14 protein-coding genes and 1 pseudogene are annotated in these 14,297 nt (G+C 68.7%); 7 read left to right on the top strand and 8 right to left on the bottom strand.

What is annotated here, in order from left to right:
* Positions 1-114: 114 nt before the first annotated feature.
* The 4 genes from ACY48E_RS00375 to ACY48E_RS00360 all read right to left on the bottom strand — a co-directional run bounded on the left by ACY48E_RS00375 (position 115) and on the right by ACY48E_RS00360 (position 4,227).
* A complete protein-coding gene (locus ACY48E_RS00375; protein WP_462870064.1) occupies positions 115-711 on the bottom strand; it encodes a type III secretion system chaperone family protein in 597 nt (198 codons plus the stop codon).
* Positions 678-2,012, bottom strand: a complete 1,335-nt coding sequence (gene mshA, locus ACY48E_RS00370; protein ID WP_462870063.1) for a D-inositol-3-phosphate glycosyltransferase — start codon at positions 2,010-2,012, stop codon at positions 678-680. The genes ACY48E_RS00375 and mshA overlap by 34 nt, the downstream gene beginning before the upstream one ends.
* Before the next feature lie 17 nt (positions 2,013-2,029).
* On the bottom strand, positions 2,030-2,878 hold the full coding sequence (locus tag ACY48E_RS00365; protein ID WP_462870062.1) for an alpha/beta fold hydrolase: 849 nt from the start codon (positions 2,876-2,878) through the stop codon (positions 2,030-2,032).
* Positions 2,879-2,979: 101 nt separating this feature from the next.
* Entirely contained in the window at positions 2,980-4,227 is a 1,248-nt protein-coding gene (locus ACY48E_RS00360; protein WP_462870061.1) for an ROK family protein, read from the bottom strand.
* Between the two features lie 345 nt (positions 4,228-4,572).
* On the opposite strand from ACY48E_RS00360, the gene ACY48E_RS00355 reads away from it, so the two are divergent.
* Entirely contained in the window at positions 4,573-5,313 is a 741-nt protein-coding gene (locus ACY48E_RS00355) for an SDR family NAD(P)-dependent oxidoreductase (RefSeq protein WP_462870060.1), read from the top strand.
* 31 nt (positions 5,314-5,344) lie between these two features.
* Here the strand turns inward: ACY48E_RS00355 and ACY48E_RS00350 are convergent, their stop codons facing one another.
* Positions 5,345-6,520, bottom strand: coding sequence for a L,D-transpeptidase (locus ACY48E_RS00350; protein ID WP_462870482.1), 1,176 nt, complete (start codon positions 6,518-6,520; stop codon positions 5,345-5,347).
* Positions 6,521-6,594: 74 nt separating this feature from the next.
* Positions 6,595-7,611, bottom strand: coding sequence for a UDP-N-acetylmuramate dehydrogenase (locus ACY48E_RS00345; protein ID WP_462870059.1), 1,017 nt, complete (start codon positions 7,609-7,611; stop codon positions 6,595-6,597).
* A 101-nt stretch (positions 7,612-7,712) separates the two neighbouring features.
* On the opposite strand from ACY48E_RS00345, the gene ACY48E_RS00340 reads away from it, so the two are divergent.
* From ACY48E_RS00340 to ACY48E_RS00325, 4 genes and pseudogenes are all read left to right on the top strand, one after another.
* The gene (locus tag ACY48E_RS00340; protein WP_462870058.1) at positions 7,713-9,311 is read left to right on the top strand and encodes a Rieske 2Fe-2S domain-containing protein; all 1,599 of its coding nucleotides are present in this window, start codon (positions 7,713-7,715) and stop codon (positions 9,309-9,311) included.
* Between the two features lie 11 nt (positions 9,312-9,322).
* Positions 9,323-9,838, top strand: coding sequence for a DUF2505 domain-containing protein (locus ACY48E_RS00335; RefSeq protein WP_462870057.1), 516 nt, complete (start codon positions 9,323-9,325; stop codon positions 9,836-9,838).
* Between the two features lie 27 nt (positions 9,839-9,865).
* Positions 9,866-10,357, top strand: a pseudogene (locus tag ACY48E_RS00330) (DUF2505 domain-containing protein); the annotation flags it as partial.
* Positions 10,358-10,490: 133 nt separating this feature from the next.
* A complete protein-coding gene (locus ACY48E_RS00325) occupies positions 10,491-11,255 on the top strand; it encodes a class I SAM-dependent methyltransferase (protein ID WP_462870056.1) in 765 nt (254 codons plus the stop codon).
* Positions 11,256-11,286: 31 nt separating this feature from the next.
* Here ACY48E_RS00325 and ACY48E_RS00320 read toward each other — a convergent pair whose 3' ends face one another.
* The gene (locus ACY48E_RS00320; protein WP_462870055.1) at positions 11,287-11,709 is read right to left on the bottom strand and encodes a hypothetical protein; all 423 of its coding nucleotides are present in this window, start codon (positions 11,707-11,709) and stop codon (positions 11,287-11,289) included.
* A 169-nt stretch (positions 11,710-11,878) separates the two neighbouring features.
* Between ACY48E_RS00320 and ACY48E_RS00315 the strand changes: the two genes are divergently transcribed.
* On the top strand, positions 11,879-12,631 hold the full coding sequence (locus tag ACY48E_RS00315; RefSeq protein WP_462870054.1) for an LmeA family phospholipid-binding protein: 753 nt from the start codon (positions 11,879-11,881) through the stop codon (positions 12,629-12,631).
* 20 nt (positions 12,632-12,651) lie between these two features.
* On the opposite strand, the gene deoC is transcribed toward ACY48E_RS00315, so the two are convergent.
* Complete coding sequence (gene deoC / locus ACY48E_RS00310) at positions 12,652-13,335, bottom strand: deoxyribose-phosphate aldolase (protein WP_462870053.1); 684 nt, start codon at positions 13,333-13,335, stop codon at positions 12,652-12,654.
* An 83-nt stretch (positions 13,336-13,418) separates the two neighbouring features.
* Between deoC and purU the strand changes: the two genes are divergently transcribed.
* Entirely contained in the window at positions 13,419-14,294 is an 876-nt protein-coding gene (purU, locus tag ACY48E_RS00305; protein ID WP_462870052.1) for a formyltetrahydrofolate deformylase, read from the top strand.
* Positions 14,295-14,297: the final 3 nt, after the last annotated feature.

The following is a 14,297-nucleotide window of genomic DNA, read 5'->3' as shown; positions in this document are numbered from 1 at the left end:
CCTGCCGCGACCGGTCTACCCCTCCGAGCGGTCCGCGTCGTCCTACTCCGAGCGGTCCGCGTCGTCCTACTCCGAGCGGTCCGCGTCGTCCTACTCCGAGCGGTCCGCGTCGTCCTACTCCGAGCGGTCCGCGTCGTCCTCCACCGGACGCTGCCCGGGCTTCGGGATCCACGGGCTCTGCGCGGCACTGCCGTCGACCAGATGCTCGAATGCCCGCAGGTTGGTCAACGGCTCCCCGCGCGAGACGCGCCACTTCCACTCCCGACGAATCGACTCGGCGAAACCGAGTTCGAGCAGGGTGTTGAAGTCGCCGTCGGAGGCCTCGAGAACTTGGCCGAACAGACGATCGAGCTCGTCACCGGTCACCGACTCCGTCGCCAGTCGTCCCACGAGGTAGATGTCGCCGATCTTGTCGATCGTGTACGCCATCCCGTAGAGCCGACGGTTGCGCCGCAGCAGGAACCGGTGCACCCCCTCGTGGTTCTCGTCGGGACGACGACACACGAACGCCTCCAGGCGAACCCCGTGGTTGCCGACCGTGACCATGGTCGTGGTGACCAGGCGCTTCTCACCGGGCAGCTCCACCACGAACTCGTTGTCCTTGACCCGGTGATGGGTCAGTTCACGATCTGCGAGCACGTCGGCGATGAGATCGCTCGTACCCTGGATGGTTCCGGTCACAGTGCCGCTCCTGTCCGTCGTAGACGCCATGCGGCGCGCAGTCTGCGCGCAGTCGGTTCGGGACCCGGAACCCGGGCTCCGCGGTACTGCCGCATCGCCGTCGCGTAGGTCTCGAGCAGCGCCTGCGCAGTGTGGTCCCAGGAGAAGTTCCGGGCGTGTGAAGGGGCATTCGACGCCAGCGCGGCCCGCAGACGAGTGTCGGTGATCAGGTGCTCGAGTGCGTCCGCCCAATCGCCGGGGTCGTGCCCGGAGACCAGAATTCCGGTGTCCCCGTTGCGCACCGCAACGCCGAGACCACCCACATCCGCGGCCAGCACCGGGGTGCCGCACGCCTGGGCCTCGATCGCCACCAGGCCGAACGACTCCGAATAGCTCGGCACCGCAACGACATCCGATGCGCGATAGACGTGCGCGAGCCGTTCGGGCGGCTGTGGCGGGAGGAACGTCACCCGCGCCGTGATGCCCAACTGCTCGGCCTGACGGATCAGCGCATCCGGCCGCGCGAGGCCCGTCCCCGACGGGCCACCGACCACCAACACCCGCAGCGCGATGTCGGGCCGCCGCCGATGCACGTCACCCGCGGCGGCGAGCAGCACGTCGGGAGCCTTGAGCGGTTGAATGCGTCCGACGAACGTGACGATCACCTCGTCCTGCGCCAGCCCCAGCTCGCGTCTGGACGCCGCGCGATCGCCCGGCGCGAACACCGACAGGTTCGCACCCGGCGAAACCACATCCACCTTCTCCGGGGCGGCACCGTAGATCTCGATGAGGGCCTTCGCCTCGTCGGCGGTGTTCGCGGTGAGCCGGTCGGCCTCGGCGACAACCTGCTCCTCACCGAACTTGCGACTCGGCGGCTCGGGTGAATCACCCTGTGCCAGAGACGCGTTCTTCACGGCCGCGAGGGTGTGCGCGGTGTGCACCAGCGGCACCCGCCAGCGATCGCGAGCCAACCACCCCACCTGGCCCGAGAGCCAGTAGTGCGAGTGGATCACGTCGTAGTAGCCAGGTTCGTGGCGAGCCTCCTCGCGCAGCACCCCCGCCGCGAACGCACACAGTTGCGTCGGCAGATCGTGCTTGTTCAAGCCTTCGAACGGGCCCGCCGGCACGTTGCGCACCAGCACACCGGGCGCGGCCTCCTGCGTGGGAGCGTCCTTCGACGACGTCGCCCGCGTGAAGATCTCCACCGCCACGCCCCGACGGGCCATCTCCAGCGCCGACTGGAGCACGTACACGTTCATCCCGCCCGCATCACCGGTCCCGGGCTGCGCGAGCGGCGAGGTGTGCAGGGACAACACGGCCACACGTCTGGGTTGCTCGATCCTGCCCACCACACCAGTGTGCCTGCCGATCACGCTCCCGCGCGGCCCAGGGGCGCCACGAACTGCTCGACCTCGCGGACGAACCGCTGCGGATCGGCCACGAACGGGCCGTGATCGACCCCCTCCCACCACGATGTGCTCACCTGCGGAATCAGACTCGCGGCGTGCTCACCAGCCCGGATGTCGACCACACGGTCCTTCGTGCCGTGAATGACCAGCGCCGGGACGTCCAGTGCGGCCAATGTCCGGTCATGGGAGACCGTGCGGCGGAACACCGCCGACCGCACCCGCGGACGCGTCGACAAGCTCGCGCCGTACAGCGCCTGCGCCTGCTCACCGAGGCCCTCGCCGGGGCCGGTGAGCGCGTTGCCGAACGAGGCCAGCCCCCGTATCGCCGTGCGGGGGTCCTCACTCGTCGCCGCGGGTAGGGCGGCCTTCATCGCCGGGCCGATACGGTCGACGTCGTCCGGGGTTCCGATCGACGTGATCGCCCCCACCAGAACGATGCCCGCGACCAGCGCCGTCCCGTGCGTGGCCAGGTAGTCCGAGATCACCAGCCCGCCGTACGACCAGCCGACGAGCACCGCGCCGGGGGAATCCGCGCTCACACCCTCCTGCGCGAGAACTGCGGCGATGTCCCCGGCCCAGAGCGTCGAGTCGTCGTAGCCGGTGAGCGGGGCATCGGAATAGCCGTGCCCCCGCAGATCCACCGCGATCACCCGATGCGAGCGCGCGAGCGGCCCCACCACCGCCTCACCCCAACACGCCGACGACTGCGCCCACCCATGCACCAACACCACCCGCCGCCCGTCGGGCGGACCGGACACCCGATACACCACGGACGCCCCGTCGATCCCTGCCACATCCCTGACCGTCACCGGCCCTACCCTGCCAGCCGGCTCGGTCGTGGCTGTACCCAATGTGACATTTGGTCACCATGGCTGACCAAATGTCACATTGGGTACGCAACCGACCGAGTTCAGGCGGCCGCCCTGCGCATGGTGCCGAGGGGGTCGGTGAAGAGAGGGCTCAGGGACACCGTCGCCGACGCGTACTCCTGCACCCGACCACCGAATCCGCTGACCCGCATGTCCGTGCGGGGAAGGGTGGAGGCGGCGTCGAAGGACTGCGACACGTAGGGCAGCGCCTCCGGGTAATCGGAGAACGCCTGTCCGCCCAGCAGAATGCGCTCGGGGTTGAACAGATCGTGCAGCAGCGCAACGGTGCGGCCGAGCACCTGCGCTCGCTCCACCAGCAGAGTGTGCGCCGCCTCGGACCCGCCGCGAGCCGTGGCGATCACCGCGGACATGCTGCGCTCACCCGCGCCGGTGATGATGCCGGCGTCGACGGCGGCACCGATGACCGCGCGGTCACTGACCGTCGCGTCCAAGCAACCCGTCCGCCCGCAGGAGCACACGGCCGACGACCCCGTCGGCAGGTGTGAGGTCGACCCCGGTCCGCCGACCGGGCTGTGCACGCGACCATCGATGGTCAGCGCCGCGCCCGTGGTTTCGCGGGCGTAGAAATACATCGCCGACGACGCGTCCGATGGGTTCGGAGCAAGCAGCAACTCCGACGCCGCCATGGCCTCGACGTGAGGTGACACCGAAATCGGCAGGCCTGTCCGTTCACCGAGAATCCGGCCGACGGGCGCCTCGCTCCACCCCAGCCGCGGATGGTCGACCACGCCGTTGGCGGTATCGACCCGCCCACCGAGAGCGACCCCCACCCACAGAATGCGACGCGAATGCCACCGGGCGGCGAAGGCGGCGACGCTCGACGCAATGGAGCTCAGCGCAGCGTTCTGGTGAGTGGGAGGCGTGGCGACGGACACCCCGCCGAGGACACGTCCACGCAGGTCCGATGCGACGATCTGAGTCGACACCGAGCCGATGTGCACACCGATCGTGGCGAAGGACTCGGTGTCGACGTCGACGGGTACGCGAGGGCGGCCGATGGCACCGGACGCGGCGAGGTCGGCACGCTCGCGAATCAGACCCACCGCCATCAGCGCGGCAATCTGACGGTTGACCGTGGCAGTGGAGATGCCGGTCTCCCGCGCGATGGCGTCGCGAGAGATCGGGCCGCGCACCGACGTGGTTCTCAGCACGGCGGCAGCCGGTAGGTCGGACAACCGCAGTTCGGGGGCCACGATACGAGCGCGGGTAGCTCGGGCAGCGACGGACCGTGCGGACGCGGCGGGACGAGCGAGAGTGGGGACCGACATGGGTATTTCCTCGAGTGGTGGCGTACGGGGTCAACGTGGGCCAACTCGGGGCAGTGCATGTGGATCGGCGAACCGAAACAGGAACTACACGCGAGTCAGCGGCGTGAACACCGACAACACAACTCGCGGGCCAGCGGCAGGCGAGAACCGAGGGCTGCGGTCACATAGGTGACCCGCATCGCGGAGCTCGGGCGGCTGGACATGGGCCCGAAGCTACCACCTTCGACACCGCCCGAAATCCGCCGACCTGCCGTACCCAATGTCACATTGGGTCATCCAGAGCGACCAACTGTCACATTGGGTACAACGCGGGGTGCGCGCATTCGGGGGCCGTAGGCTCGGAGCATGAGTGGAGAACAGGCGCGCACGGCGGTGGTGACGGGGGCGAGTTCGGGGATCGGGGAGGCCACTGCCCGACAGTTGGCGGCGCAGGGTTTCTCGGTGGTGGTCGGCGCCCGTCGGCTCGATCGACTCGAACAGCTGGCCGCCGAGATCAACGGCACCGCAGTGCAATTGGACGTCACGGACGATGCGTCGGTGGCGGCGTTCGCAGCGGCGGTGCCGCGGGTGGATGTGCTGGTGAACAACGCCGGCGGGGCGAAGGGGTTGGCGACGGTGCTCGAGGGCGATCTCGACGACTGGCGCTGGATGTGGGAGACCAACGTCCTGGGCACGCTGCGGGTGACGAAGGCCCTCCTGCCGAAGCTGATCGACTCGGGCGACGGACTTGTGGTGACCATCACATCGATCGCCGCATTCGAGACGTACGACAACGGCAGCGGCTACACCTCCGCCAAACACGCCCAGGCAGTGCTGCACCGAACCCTGCGCGGGGAACTGCTCGGCACCCCGGTTCGGCTGACCGAGGTGGCGCCGGGCGCGGTGGAGACCGAGTTCTCGCTGGTGCGTTTCGACGGCGACGCCGACCGCGCTGCCAAGGTCTACGAGGGCATCGATCCTCTTGTCGCGCAGGACATTGCGGAGATCATCGGCTTCGTGGCCGACCGCCCGTCGCACGTGAACCTCGACACCATCGTGGTGCGGCCGCGCGATCAGGCGCCGGGCCCCAAGTTCGCTCGGCGCTGACCCGCGCCGGCAACCGAAGCCCCAGCGGTACCTACTTCGCCAGCGCGCTCATCGACTGCCAGGTGGGCCAGTCGATGGACCAGTCGTAGATGTCCCCGTCCGCGGCCGAGAGGTCGATGCGGGTGCCGGTTACCTCCACGGGGTCGCCGTAGACGGCGATGGAGAAGTACTTCTGGGCGTCCTCGGTGGAGAGGTTGATGCACCCGTTGGTGACGTTGGCCGAGCCTTGGACGCCGGTGGTCTGCGGATTGGCGTGGATGAACTCGCCGTTGTTGGAGATTCGGGTGGCCCACCGCTCGTGCGCGTTGGTGTAGAAGGGCGGGTTGGACATGTTGATGTCCTCGTACTTCTCGGTGACCACGTGGATACCCGAACGCGTGACGTTGCGGTCCTCGTTGCCCTCGCCGTAGCTGACGGGGATGTCCATGATGGTCTGGCCGTTGCGCACCACCTGCATGCGGTGGCTGTTGGCGTCGGCCTTGACCACCTGCGCGTCGCCGATGGCGAAGTCGACCGTGACATTGGCGTCGCCGTACGCGCCCGCGCCGTAGGGCACCCCGAACAGGTTGGCGGCCACGTGCACGGTGGTGCCCGGCTGCCAGTAGTTCTGCGGCCGCCAGTGGATTCGCGAGCCGCCGTCGTCGGGCAACCACGCCCACGAACCCGGCGTGGGCGGGGTGGTGGTGACGGTCAGCGCCTTCTCCACCGCCGCCTTGTCCACCACCGGTGCATCGAACTCGAGCATGATGGGCGCCGCGACGCCGACCACCTGGCCGTCGCCGATGTTGGTGGTGACCGACGTTCGCGACGCCGGGGTCACCGTGGTGAAGGAGCCGGTGACGGGCACACTGCGCCCGTCCGACGCTGTCGCGGTGCCCGACCACGTGTATGCGATCCCATACCCGAGCGGGGCGGTGACGGTGTAGACCGACCCGCCCGGATCGAGCCTGCCGGGCACGATGGTGCCGTCGGCCGCGGTCAGCGCGACCGCGGAGAGGGTGCCACCCGTCGCGGTGAGGGTGATCGGCGCGACAGGGCTGACCCCGGTTGCCCCCGCGGCGGGATTCGAGACGACGGTGACCGGCGGCGGCGCGGGGCTAGACGTGGCCGCCGGCGAGCCGGAGACGGCGCTCGAGCACCCCACGACGAGCGCCAACAGTGCGACCAGGAACGCGATCGCGGTCGCTACGGGAGGACGGGCGGGGATCTTCGGCACCGGCCCACGGTACCTGCGACGGCCGACACGGCGAAGCCGGCGATCGCGCGCGCGGGCCCGAGAACTCAGCCGATCGAGCAGTTGACCAGCTTGCACTCGGGTGTCAGGTGAATGCCGTATCGCTCGCGCACCCCCGCCGCGATATGTGCGGCCAGGGTGGTCACGTCCGCCGCAGTCGCGCCACCACGGTTGGTGATGGCGAGGGCGTGGCGGGTGGACAGACGAGCGCGCCCGGTGCCGATCTCGGCACCGAAACCCTTGTGGAATCCGGCGTTGTCGATCAACCAGGCCGCGGAGATCTTGATCCCCCGCGGATCGGGGAACTGCGGGGAACCCGCTGCGGCGGCGGGGACCTCGTCCACGATCGGGTTGAGGAAGAACGACCCGACGCTCCAGGTGTCGTGCTCGCTCGGATCGAGCACCATCCCGCGTTCGGTGCGCAGTGCGAGCACGGCGGCGCGCACGTCCGTCGCCGGAACCCGATCTCCGAGCGCGACGCCGAGCCGCTCGGCGAGGGCCGCGTAGCGCACCGGCGCCGAGAGCCCGCTCTCGTCGAGCGCGAACGTGAGCTCGAGCACCACGTATCTGTCGGTGTGCTTGAACACCGAGCTGCGCGCACTACCGAAACCGCAGCGGGCAGCCTCCCACACCTGCACCTCGCCCGTGGTGCGGTCGAGAACGGTGACCGTCTCGAGCCACTCGGACACCGTGGTGCCGTAGGCCCCCACGTTCTGGATCGGCGTCGCGCCCGTCGTGCCCGGAATACCCGAGAGCGCCGAGAGCCCGGTCAGCCCGGCGTCGAGCGAGCAGCGCACCACCTCGTCCCAGTCGACACCCGCCTCGACGTGCACACGGTTGCCGTCGATACGCATGCCCGCACTGGCCACGCGGACGGTCAGACCGTCGAAACCATCGTCGCCGACGAGCAGGTTCGAGCCGCCCCCGATCACCAGCAGGGGCGTGCGATCGGCGTCGGCGGACCGGACGGCGTCGACGATCGCGTCGGTGGAATCGACGGTGACCAACCGGGTCACCGGACCGCCCACCCGAATGGTGGTCAGGTCCGCGAAGGTGCTCGTCACGAGCGAGCACGCTACCTGTTGTGCCCGAGCCGTCCGGTTCGCCGGGTACTCCGAGCGGCTTATCATCGGGTGGGCAGGTAAGCGAGTAACGGAGGATTGACGTGCAGGTCACCAGCGTCGGACACGCGGGGTTCCACATTTCGACCGACGCCGGGACCATTCTGTGCGATCCGTGGGTCAATCCGGCGTACTTCGCGTCGTGGTTCCCGTTCCCGGACAACTCCATCCTCGACTGGGACACCCTCGGTGCATGCGACTACCTGTACATCTCGCACCTGCACAAGGACCATTTCGACCCCCGGCATCTCGCCGAGCATGTCAGCAAGGACGCCGTGGTCCTGCTCCCCGATTTTCCGGTTCCGGACCTCAAGGGCGAGCTCGAGAAGCTCGGGTTCCACAACTTCGTCGAGACGACGGACTCGGTCAAGCACACCGTGAGCGGCCCCAAGGGCGATCTCGACGTGATGATCATCGCGCTGCGCGCACCGGCCGACGGGCCGATCGGCGACTCGGGTCTGGTGGTCTCGGACGGCACCACCACCGTGTTCAACATGAACGACGCCCGGCCGGTGGACCTGTCGGCGATGACCGAGGCCTTCGGGCACATCGACGTGCACATGCTGCAGTACTCGGGCGCGATCTGGTACCCCATGGTCTACGACATGGCCGATCGTGCCAAGGAGGCCTTCGGCACCCAGAAGCGCCAGCGCCAGATGGACCGGTGTCGGCAGTACATCGAGCAGGTCGACGCCACCTGGGTGATCCCGTCGGCTGGTCCGCCGTGTTTTCTCGACGACGATCTGCGCACCCTCAACGACGTGTACGGCGATCCGGCCAACATCTTCCCCGACCAGATGGTGTTCCTCGAGCAGATGCGCACCCACGGCAAGGACAACGGGATCCTGATGATGCCGGGAACCGCCGCCGAGTTCGCCGGTACCACACTCGCCGAGGTTCGCCACCCGCTGCCGACCGCCGAGGTCGAGGCCATCTTCACCACCGGCAAGGCCGACTACATCGAGGCGTACGCCCAGCGGCAGGCCGCGGTGATCGCGGCGGAGAAGGCATCATGGGCGTCGCCGGACGGTCCGCCGTTGCTCACCGCGCTGCGTGAGCTGTTCGAGCCGATCATGAGCCGCTCGGATCAGATCTGCGACGGCATCGGCTACCCCGTCGCGCTCGAGCTGACCCGCGCGGGCGGGGTGGCCGAGACCGTGGTGCTGGACTTCCCCAAGCGCATCGTCCGCGAGCCCATCGCCGACGAGAAGTACCGCTACGCGTTCGAGATCCCGATCGAGTTGGTACGCACGGTGGTGCGTGACGGCGAGCCGGACTGGGTGAACACGATCTTCCTGTCCACCCGCTTCACCGCGCGCCGGGTCGGTGGCTACAACGAGTACCTGTACACCTTCTTCAAGTGCCTGACCGAGGAGCGGATCGTCTACGCCGACGGGTGGTTCGCCGAGGCGCACGACGACACGGCGACCATCGTCAAGGACGGGTGGCGGATCCAGCGTCGGTGTCCGCACCTGAAGGCGGATCTGACCACGTTCGGCATCGTCACCGACAACGGGCGCGGTGGCGCCACCCTCACCTGCAATCTGCACGGCTGGGATTGGGACCTGGGGTCGGGTCGATGCCTGACCTCGAAAGGTCACGAAATCCGGGCCGAGCGCGTCTCCGACGCGTCCGGTAGCTAGCCTTACCTGCCATGGCCCGCACTTTCGAGCACTCCGTCACCACCACCCTCACGGTGAGCGAGGTCCACGCCGCGATGACCTCGCGGCAGTACTGGGACGATCGCACCGCCGACATCGGCGGCCCGGACGCCAAGCTCAACTCCGTCACGATCTCCGACGCCGAGGTCGATCAGCGCACCGCCGACGTCGCCCTGACCCAGGCCATCGAGGCGTCGGTCCTGCCGAGCATCGTCACCGCCGTGCGGCCGGGCGGCCTGGTGATCGAACGCACCGAGTCCTGGGGGCCCGTCGAAGGAGCCACTGCGGCAGGAACTTTCGGCGCCACCGTGGACGGTACCCCTGCCTCTCTGACCGGCCGGTTGCGCCTCGAGCCGTCCGGCTCCGGCTGCGTGATGAAGGTCGAGGGCGAGGCCGAGGTGAAGATTCCCCTGGTCGGCGGCAAGATCGAGAAGGCCATCATCGAACAGGTCATCGCTCTGATCGACCACGAGTTCGAATACACGGCCACCTGGTCGACGCGGTCCTGAGGGCTACCACCCGGTAATCTGACCCCCATGGCACGACGCATGAACTACTCCGCACGGTTGCCCTTCACCACCGCGGAGGCCTACGAGATCCTCAGCAGTGAGCAGTACTGGGAGGCCAGTATCGCCGAGCTCAACAAGTACTCCCCCAACCACCTCGAGTCGGTCACGATCGACTCCTCGGGGGTCCACGTGACGATGCGGCACATCATCCCTCGATCGGAACTGCCCGACATCGCGCAGGCCGTGATCAAGAAGGACATGGTGATCACCCGCAACATCCACCACGGTCCGTTCGGCGAGGTCACCGCCGGTCACTACGACGCGTCGATCCCCGCCGGGCCCGGCAGTCTCACCGGTGTCACCGAACTGTTCGCCACCCCCACCGGGTGCACGCTGCGCACCTGCTCCACGGCGAAGGTGTACATCCCTTTCGTCGGCGGCAAGCTCGAGCAGCTCATGTTGGTGAATCTGCGCGACCTGTGGAAGGGCGAGGGCGAGCACATGCACCGCTACCTCGCCGACAAGCACGGCCACTCGCACATGGAGGAGCCGTACGTTCCCCCCGTCTCACGCGTCGAGCCGGAGACACCGATCGACCTGGGCTCGCAGAAGCCCTGACGGCTAGCTCGACGTCGCCCGTCACCCGCCGGCGGTGAAACCCGAGGGCGTCGTCACCCGCGGCACGACGGGGATCAACCGGCTGCGGCGAAGCGACCGCCGGCTGATGCACGACGGTGAGATCACCGCACTCCTACGGTCCGCGGACCGACCTCTGGTGGTCGATCTGGGCTACGGCGCGAGCCCGGTCACCACACTCGAACTGGCAGCGCGCCTGCGCACCGTGCGCCCCGACGTCGACGTGGTGGGTCTCGAGATCGATCCCGCCCGGGTGGTCCCCGACCGGGACGGTGTGCGGTTCGCACGCGGCGGATTCGAGCTGGCCGGTCTTCGCCCGGTGATCGTCCGCGCGTTCAACGTGCTGCGCCAGTACGACGAGTCGGACGTGCCGGGCGCGTGGGCGCGCATCACCGGCAACCTCGCTGCCGGCGGGGTCCTGATCGACGGCACGTGCGACGAGCTCGGTCGCCGTGCAGTGTGGGCGGTGGTCGGCGCCGACGGCCCGCGGTCGCTGACGTTCGCGTGGGATCCGTTCACCGTCGATCGGCCGTCGGATCTCGCCGAGCGATTGCCGAAGGTCCTGATCCACCACAACGTCCCCGGCCACCCGGTGCACGCACTGCTCAGCGCCGCCGACGCCGCGTGGGACCGAGCGGCGCCACTCGCGCCGTTCGGTCCCCGCGTGCGCTGGCGTTCCGCGCTGGGCTCGCTGGCTCAGCTGGGACTGCCCGTCACCGTGCCACGACGACGCCTGCGCGACAACGTCCTGCACGTGCCCTGGTCCGTGGTGGCCGGCTGAGCGGGCCGGTTCGGGGCATGACGTTCGAAGATCACGTGGCCTGTGTCGGCGGACGATCGTCCGGGGACACCGTCATCGGCGGTCCAACGCTCACGGACCCACCTCCGAATCCACCGCCGCCGCCGACACCGGGCGGGTTCCAGCCGCCATTTCCAACCGGACCGGTCCCCGGATCGTTGGACCGATCACCACCGGGCGGGTCCGACAACGGGGAGGGCGGGTAGGTGATGAGTCCGGACTCCGGGTGGAAGAAGAACTCTCCCAGGTTCGTCGTCGTCAAGTAGTACATCTCGGGGTGGCTCAGGTTCTGGTACTGGTACAGAGTTTCGGCCGGTTGGCTGTCGACGTTCCTGAGCTTCCAGACGTCGGCGTTCGCCGCAGTCGCCGAACCGACAACCGCTCCAACCGCGATGGCCGAGATGGCCAGCCCGCGCGCGAGTGCTCGCTTCGTCATCACTGTGTCTCCTTCGTCGAGGACGCCGGGCCGTCCGACGCCACATCGATCGTCTGCCATACGAACTACCTGGGAGTCTCGAGTGAGTCTCACTCTTGTGGGGCGAGCTCACAGACTCGCCTCAGAGTGCTCGTCCACAATGGCGGCACCGATCGAAGGAGAGTCGCCGATGAGCACCTGGACACCTGCTCCCGCACCGACCCGGCGCGGACCGTCACGAGCACTCGTGATCGTTCTCGTGGTGGTGTTGACGTTGCTGGCCGTCGTCGCCGGTGGTGAGGCCTACGCCCGCAATCGCATCGAGACCTGCCTGGCCGGTCAGTTGCAGAGCCAGCTCGGATCTCGCGTGGACGTCTCCCTCGGACTGCAGCCGGTGCTGCTCGGGCTGGTGACCAAGAAGGTCTCCTCGGTGGACATCGACAGCCTCGACAGCACCTTCGGCCCGGCCAAGGACATGACCGTGCACGCCGAGATCACGGACGTCGATCTCAACGCCACCTCCGCCGGATCGGGAAGTATCGGATCCTCACGTGCGGACGTCACCTGGTCGGCAGCCGGCATCGAATCGACGCTGTCCAGCCAGGGCCTCGGCGGCCTGGTCTCCGGGGTCACCACCGACCCCGCGACCGACACCCTGAACTTCGCCGTCGCGGGCGGGCTCGCCAAGTTGTCGGTGGTACCGAAGGTGGTCGGCGACAAGATCGAGGTCACGACGGTCGACGCGCAGATCTTGGGCCTGGGTATTCCGACGACCCTGGCCGACAGCGTCGTCTCCGTGCTCGCCGACTCCCTGCAGGCCTACCCCCTCGGCCTGAAGGCGAGCACCGTCGCCGTCACCGACAGCGGTATCGCGTTCACGCTGACCGGCGGCCAGTACACCCTGCCCGCCGCGCAGCCGGGACAGCCCACGACCAGCTGCTGATCATCACGCAGGGAAGCAGCTCAGGCGGGGAACCCGTCGAGAACGGCCCTGCTTCCGGACAGGCCGAGCCGGGTCGCCCCCGCAGCGATCATCTCCCGCGCAGCCTCGGCTGTGCGGATGCCGCCGCTGGCCTTCACGCCCAACCGCCCCCCGACGGTCTGCGCCATCAGCTCCACGGCCTCCGCGGAGGCGCCACCCGCGGGGTGGAACCCGGTGGAGGTCTTCACGAAATCCGCGCCGGCCCGCTCGGCGGCCCGGCACACCTGCACCACGGTGTCACGGCCGTTCGGCGCTGCGAGCAGCGCCGCGGACTCGATGATGACCTTCAGCAGCGCCCCCTCCCCGATCGCCTCGCGCACGGTGAGGATGTCCGAGAGCACCGCCCCGAAGTCACCGGCGATCGCAGCGCCGACGTCGATGACCATGTCCACCTCGCGCGCCCCGAGGTCCACCGCGAGGCGCGCCTCGGTGCCCTTGATCAACGAGTCGTGCTTGCCCGACGGGAATCCGGCGACCACCGCCACCACCAGGTCACCGACCTCGCGCAGCGGCAGCATCGACGGCGAGACGCACACGGCGAGCACCCCGAGATCGAGAGCCTCGGTGACCAGGGCGTCGACGTCGGCCCCCGTGGCCTCGGGCTTGAGCAGAGTGTGATCGACCATCCGCGCAACGGAGGATCGGGTGAGGTTCGCATCGGTCATCGTCACAGCTTGGCACGGCCGATCACGGCCGGGCGGCGCCGGTCGAGAATCGGACACGGAGCCGGTCGGTAAGGTTGCCCATCATGAGTTCACCCGATCGCCGCTACGTTCTCACCCTCGGGTGCCCCGACCGGACGGGCATCGTGGCGCGAATCTCGACATTCCTCGCCGACCTAGGTGGCTCGATCGTCGAGGCGGCGTATCACGCGGATGCGGATTCCGGCTGGTTCTTCACCCGGCAGGCGGTGCGGGCGTCGTCGGTGCCGATCCCGGTGGAGGAGCTGCGGGAGCGGTTCGCAGCGGTGGCAGCCGCCATCGGCCCGGACACCGAGTGGTCTCTGCACGATTCGCACGAGCGCAAACGCATCGTGCTCCTGGTCAGCCGTGAGGCGCACTGCCTGCACGATCTCCTGGGACGCGCAGCGGGCGGCGAGTTGCCGGCCACCATCGCCGCGGTGATCGGCAACCACCCCGAACTGGGCGAGACCGCCGCCGCCCACGGAGTGCAGTTCCACCATGTGCCGTTCCCGAAGAACCCGGCCGAACGCGGGCCGTCCTTCGATCAGCTGCGCGACCTCGTCGACTCCTACGATCCGGCCGCGGTGGTGCTGGCGCGATTCATGCAGGTGCTACCCCCCGATCTGTGCGATCACTGGGCGGGTCGCGCGATCAACATCCACCACAGCTTCCTGCCGTCGTTCGTCGGGGCGCGGCCGTACCACCAGGCGTTCGCGCGCGGGGTGAAGCTGATCGGCGCCACGTGCCACTTCGTGACGGGTGAACTGGACGCGGGCCCGATCATCGAGCAGGACGTGATCCGGGTCGATCATTCCGACGAGGTGGCCGACATGGTCCGCCAGGGCCGCGACATCGAGAAGCTCGTGCTCTCGCGTGGCCTGCGGTGGCTGCTCGAGGACCGCGTGCTGGTGCACGGACGCAAGACCGTCGTCTTCAGCTGACCT

It is taken from the genome of Rhodococcus sp. AZ1 (assembly GCF_054979605.1).
The sequence above is the reverse complement of the archived record's forward strand: the minus strand, read 5'-3'. Positions and strand labels throughout refer to the sequence as shown.

Excerpts from the sequence above, each read along its gene's own strand:
- ACY48E_RS00375 (WP_462870064.1), bottom strand. The coding sequence starts at position 711 with ATGGCGTCTACGACGGACAGGAGCGGCACTGTGACCGGAACCATCCAG.
- ACY48E_RS00360 (WP_462870061.1), bottom strand. The coding sequence starts at position 4,227 with ATGTCGGTCCCCACTCTCGCTCGTCCCGCCGCGTCCGCACGGTCCGTC.
- ACY48E_RS00355 (WP_462870060.1), top strand. The coding sequence starts at position 4,573 with ATGAGTGGAGAACAGGCGCGCACGGCGGTGGTGACGGGGGCGAGTTCG.
- ACY48E_RS00335 (WP_462870057.1), top strand. The coding sequence starts at position 9,323 with ATGGCCCGCACTTTCGAGCACTCCGTCACCACCACCCTCACGGTGAGC.
- ACY48E_RS00320 (WP_462870055.1), bottom strand. The coding sequence starts at position 11,709 with ATGACGAAGCGAGCACTCGCGCGCGGGCTGGCCATCTCGGCCATCGCG.
- ACY48E_RS00315 (WP_462870054.1), top strand. The coding sequence starts at position 11,879 with ATGAGCACCTGGACACCTGCTCCCGCACCGACCCGGCGCGGACCGTCA.
- deoC (WP_462870053.1), bottom strand. The coding sequence starts at position 13,335 with ATGACCGATGCGAACCTCACCCGATCCTCCGTTGCGCGGATGGTCGAT.
- purU (WP_462870052.1), top strand. The coding sequence starts at position 13,419 with ATGAGTTCACCCGATCGCCGCTACGTTCTCACCCTCGGGTGCCCCGAC.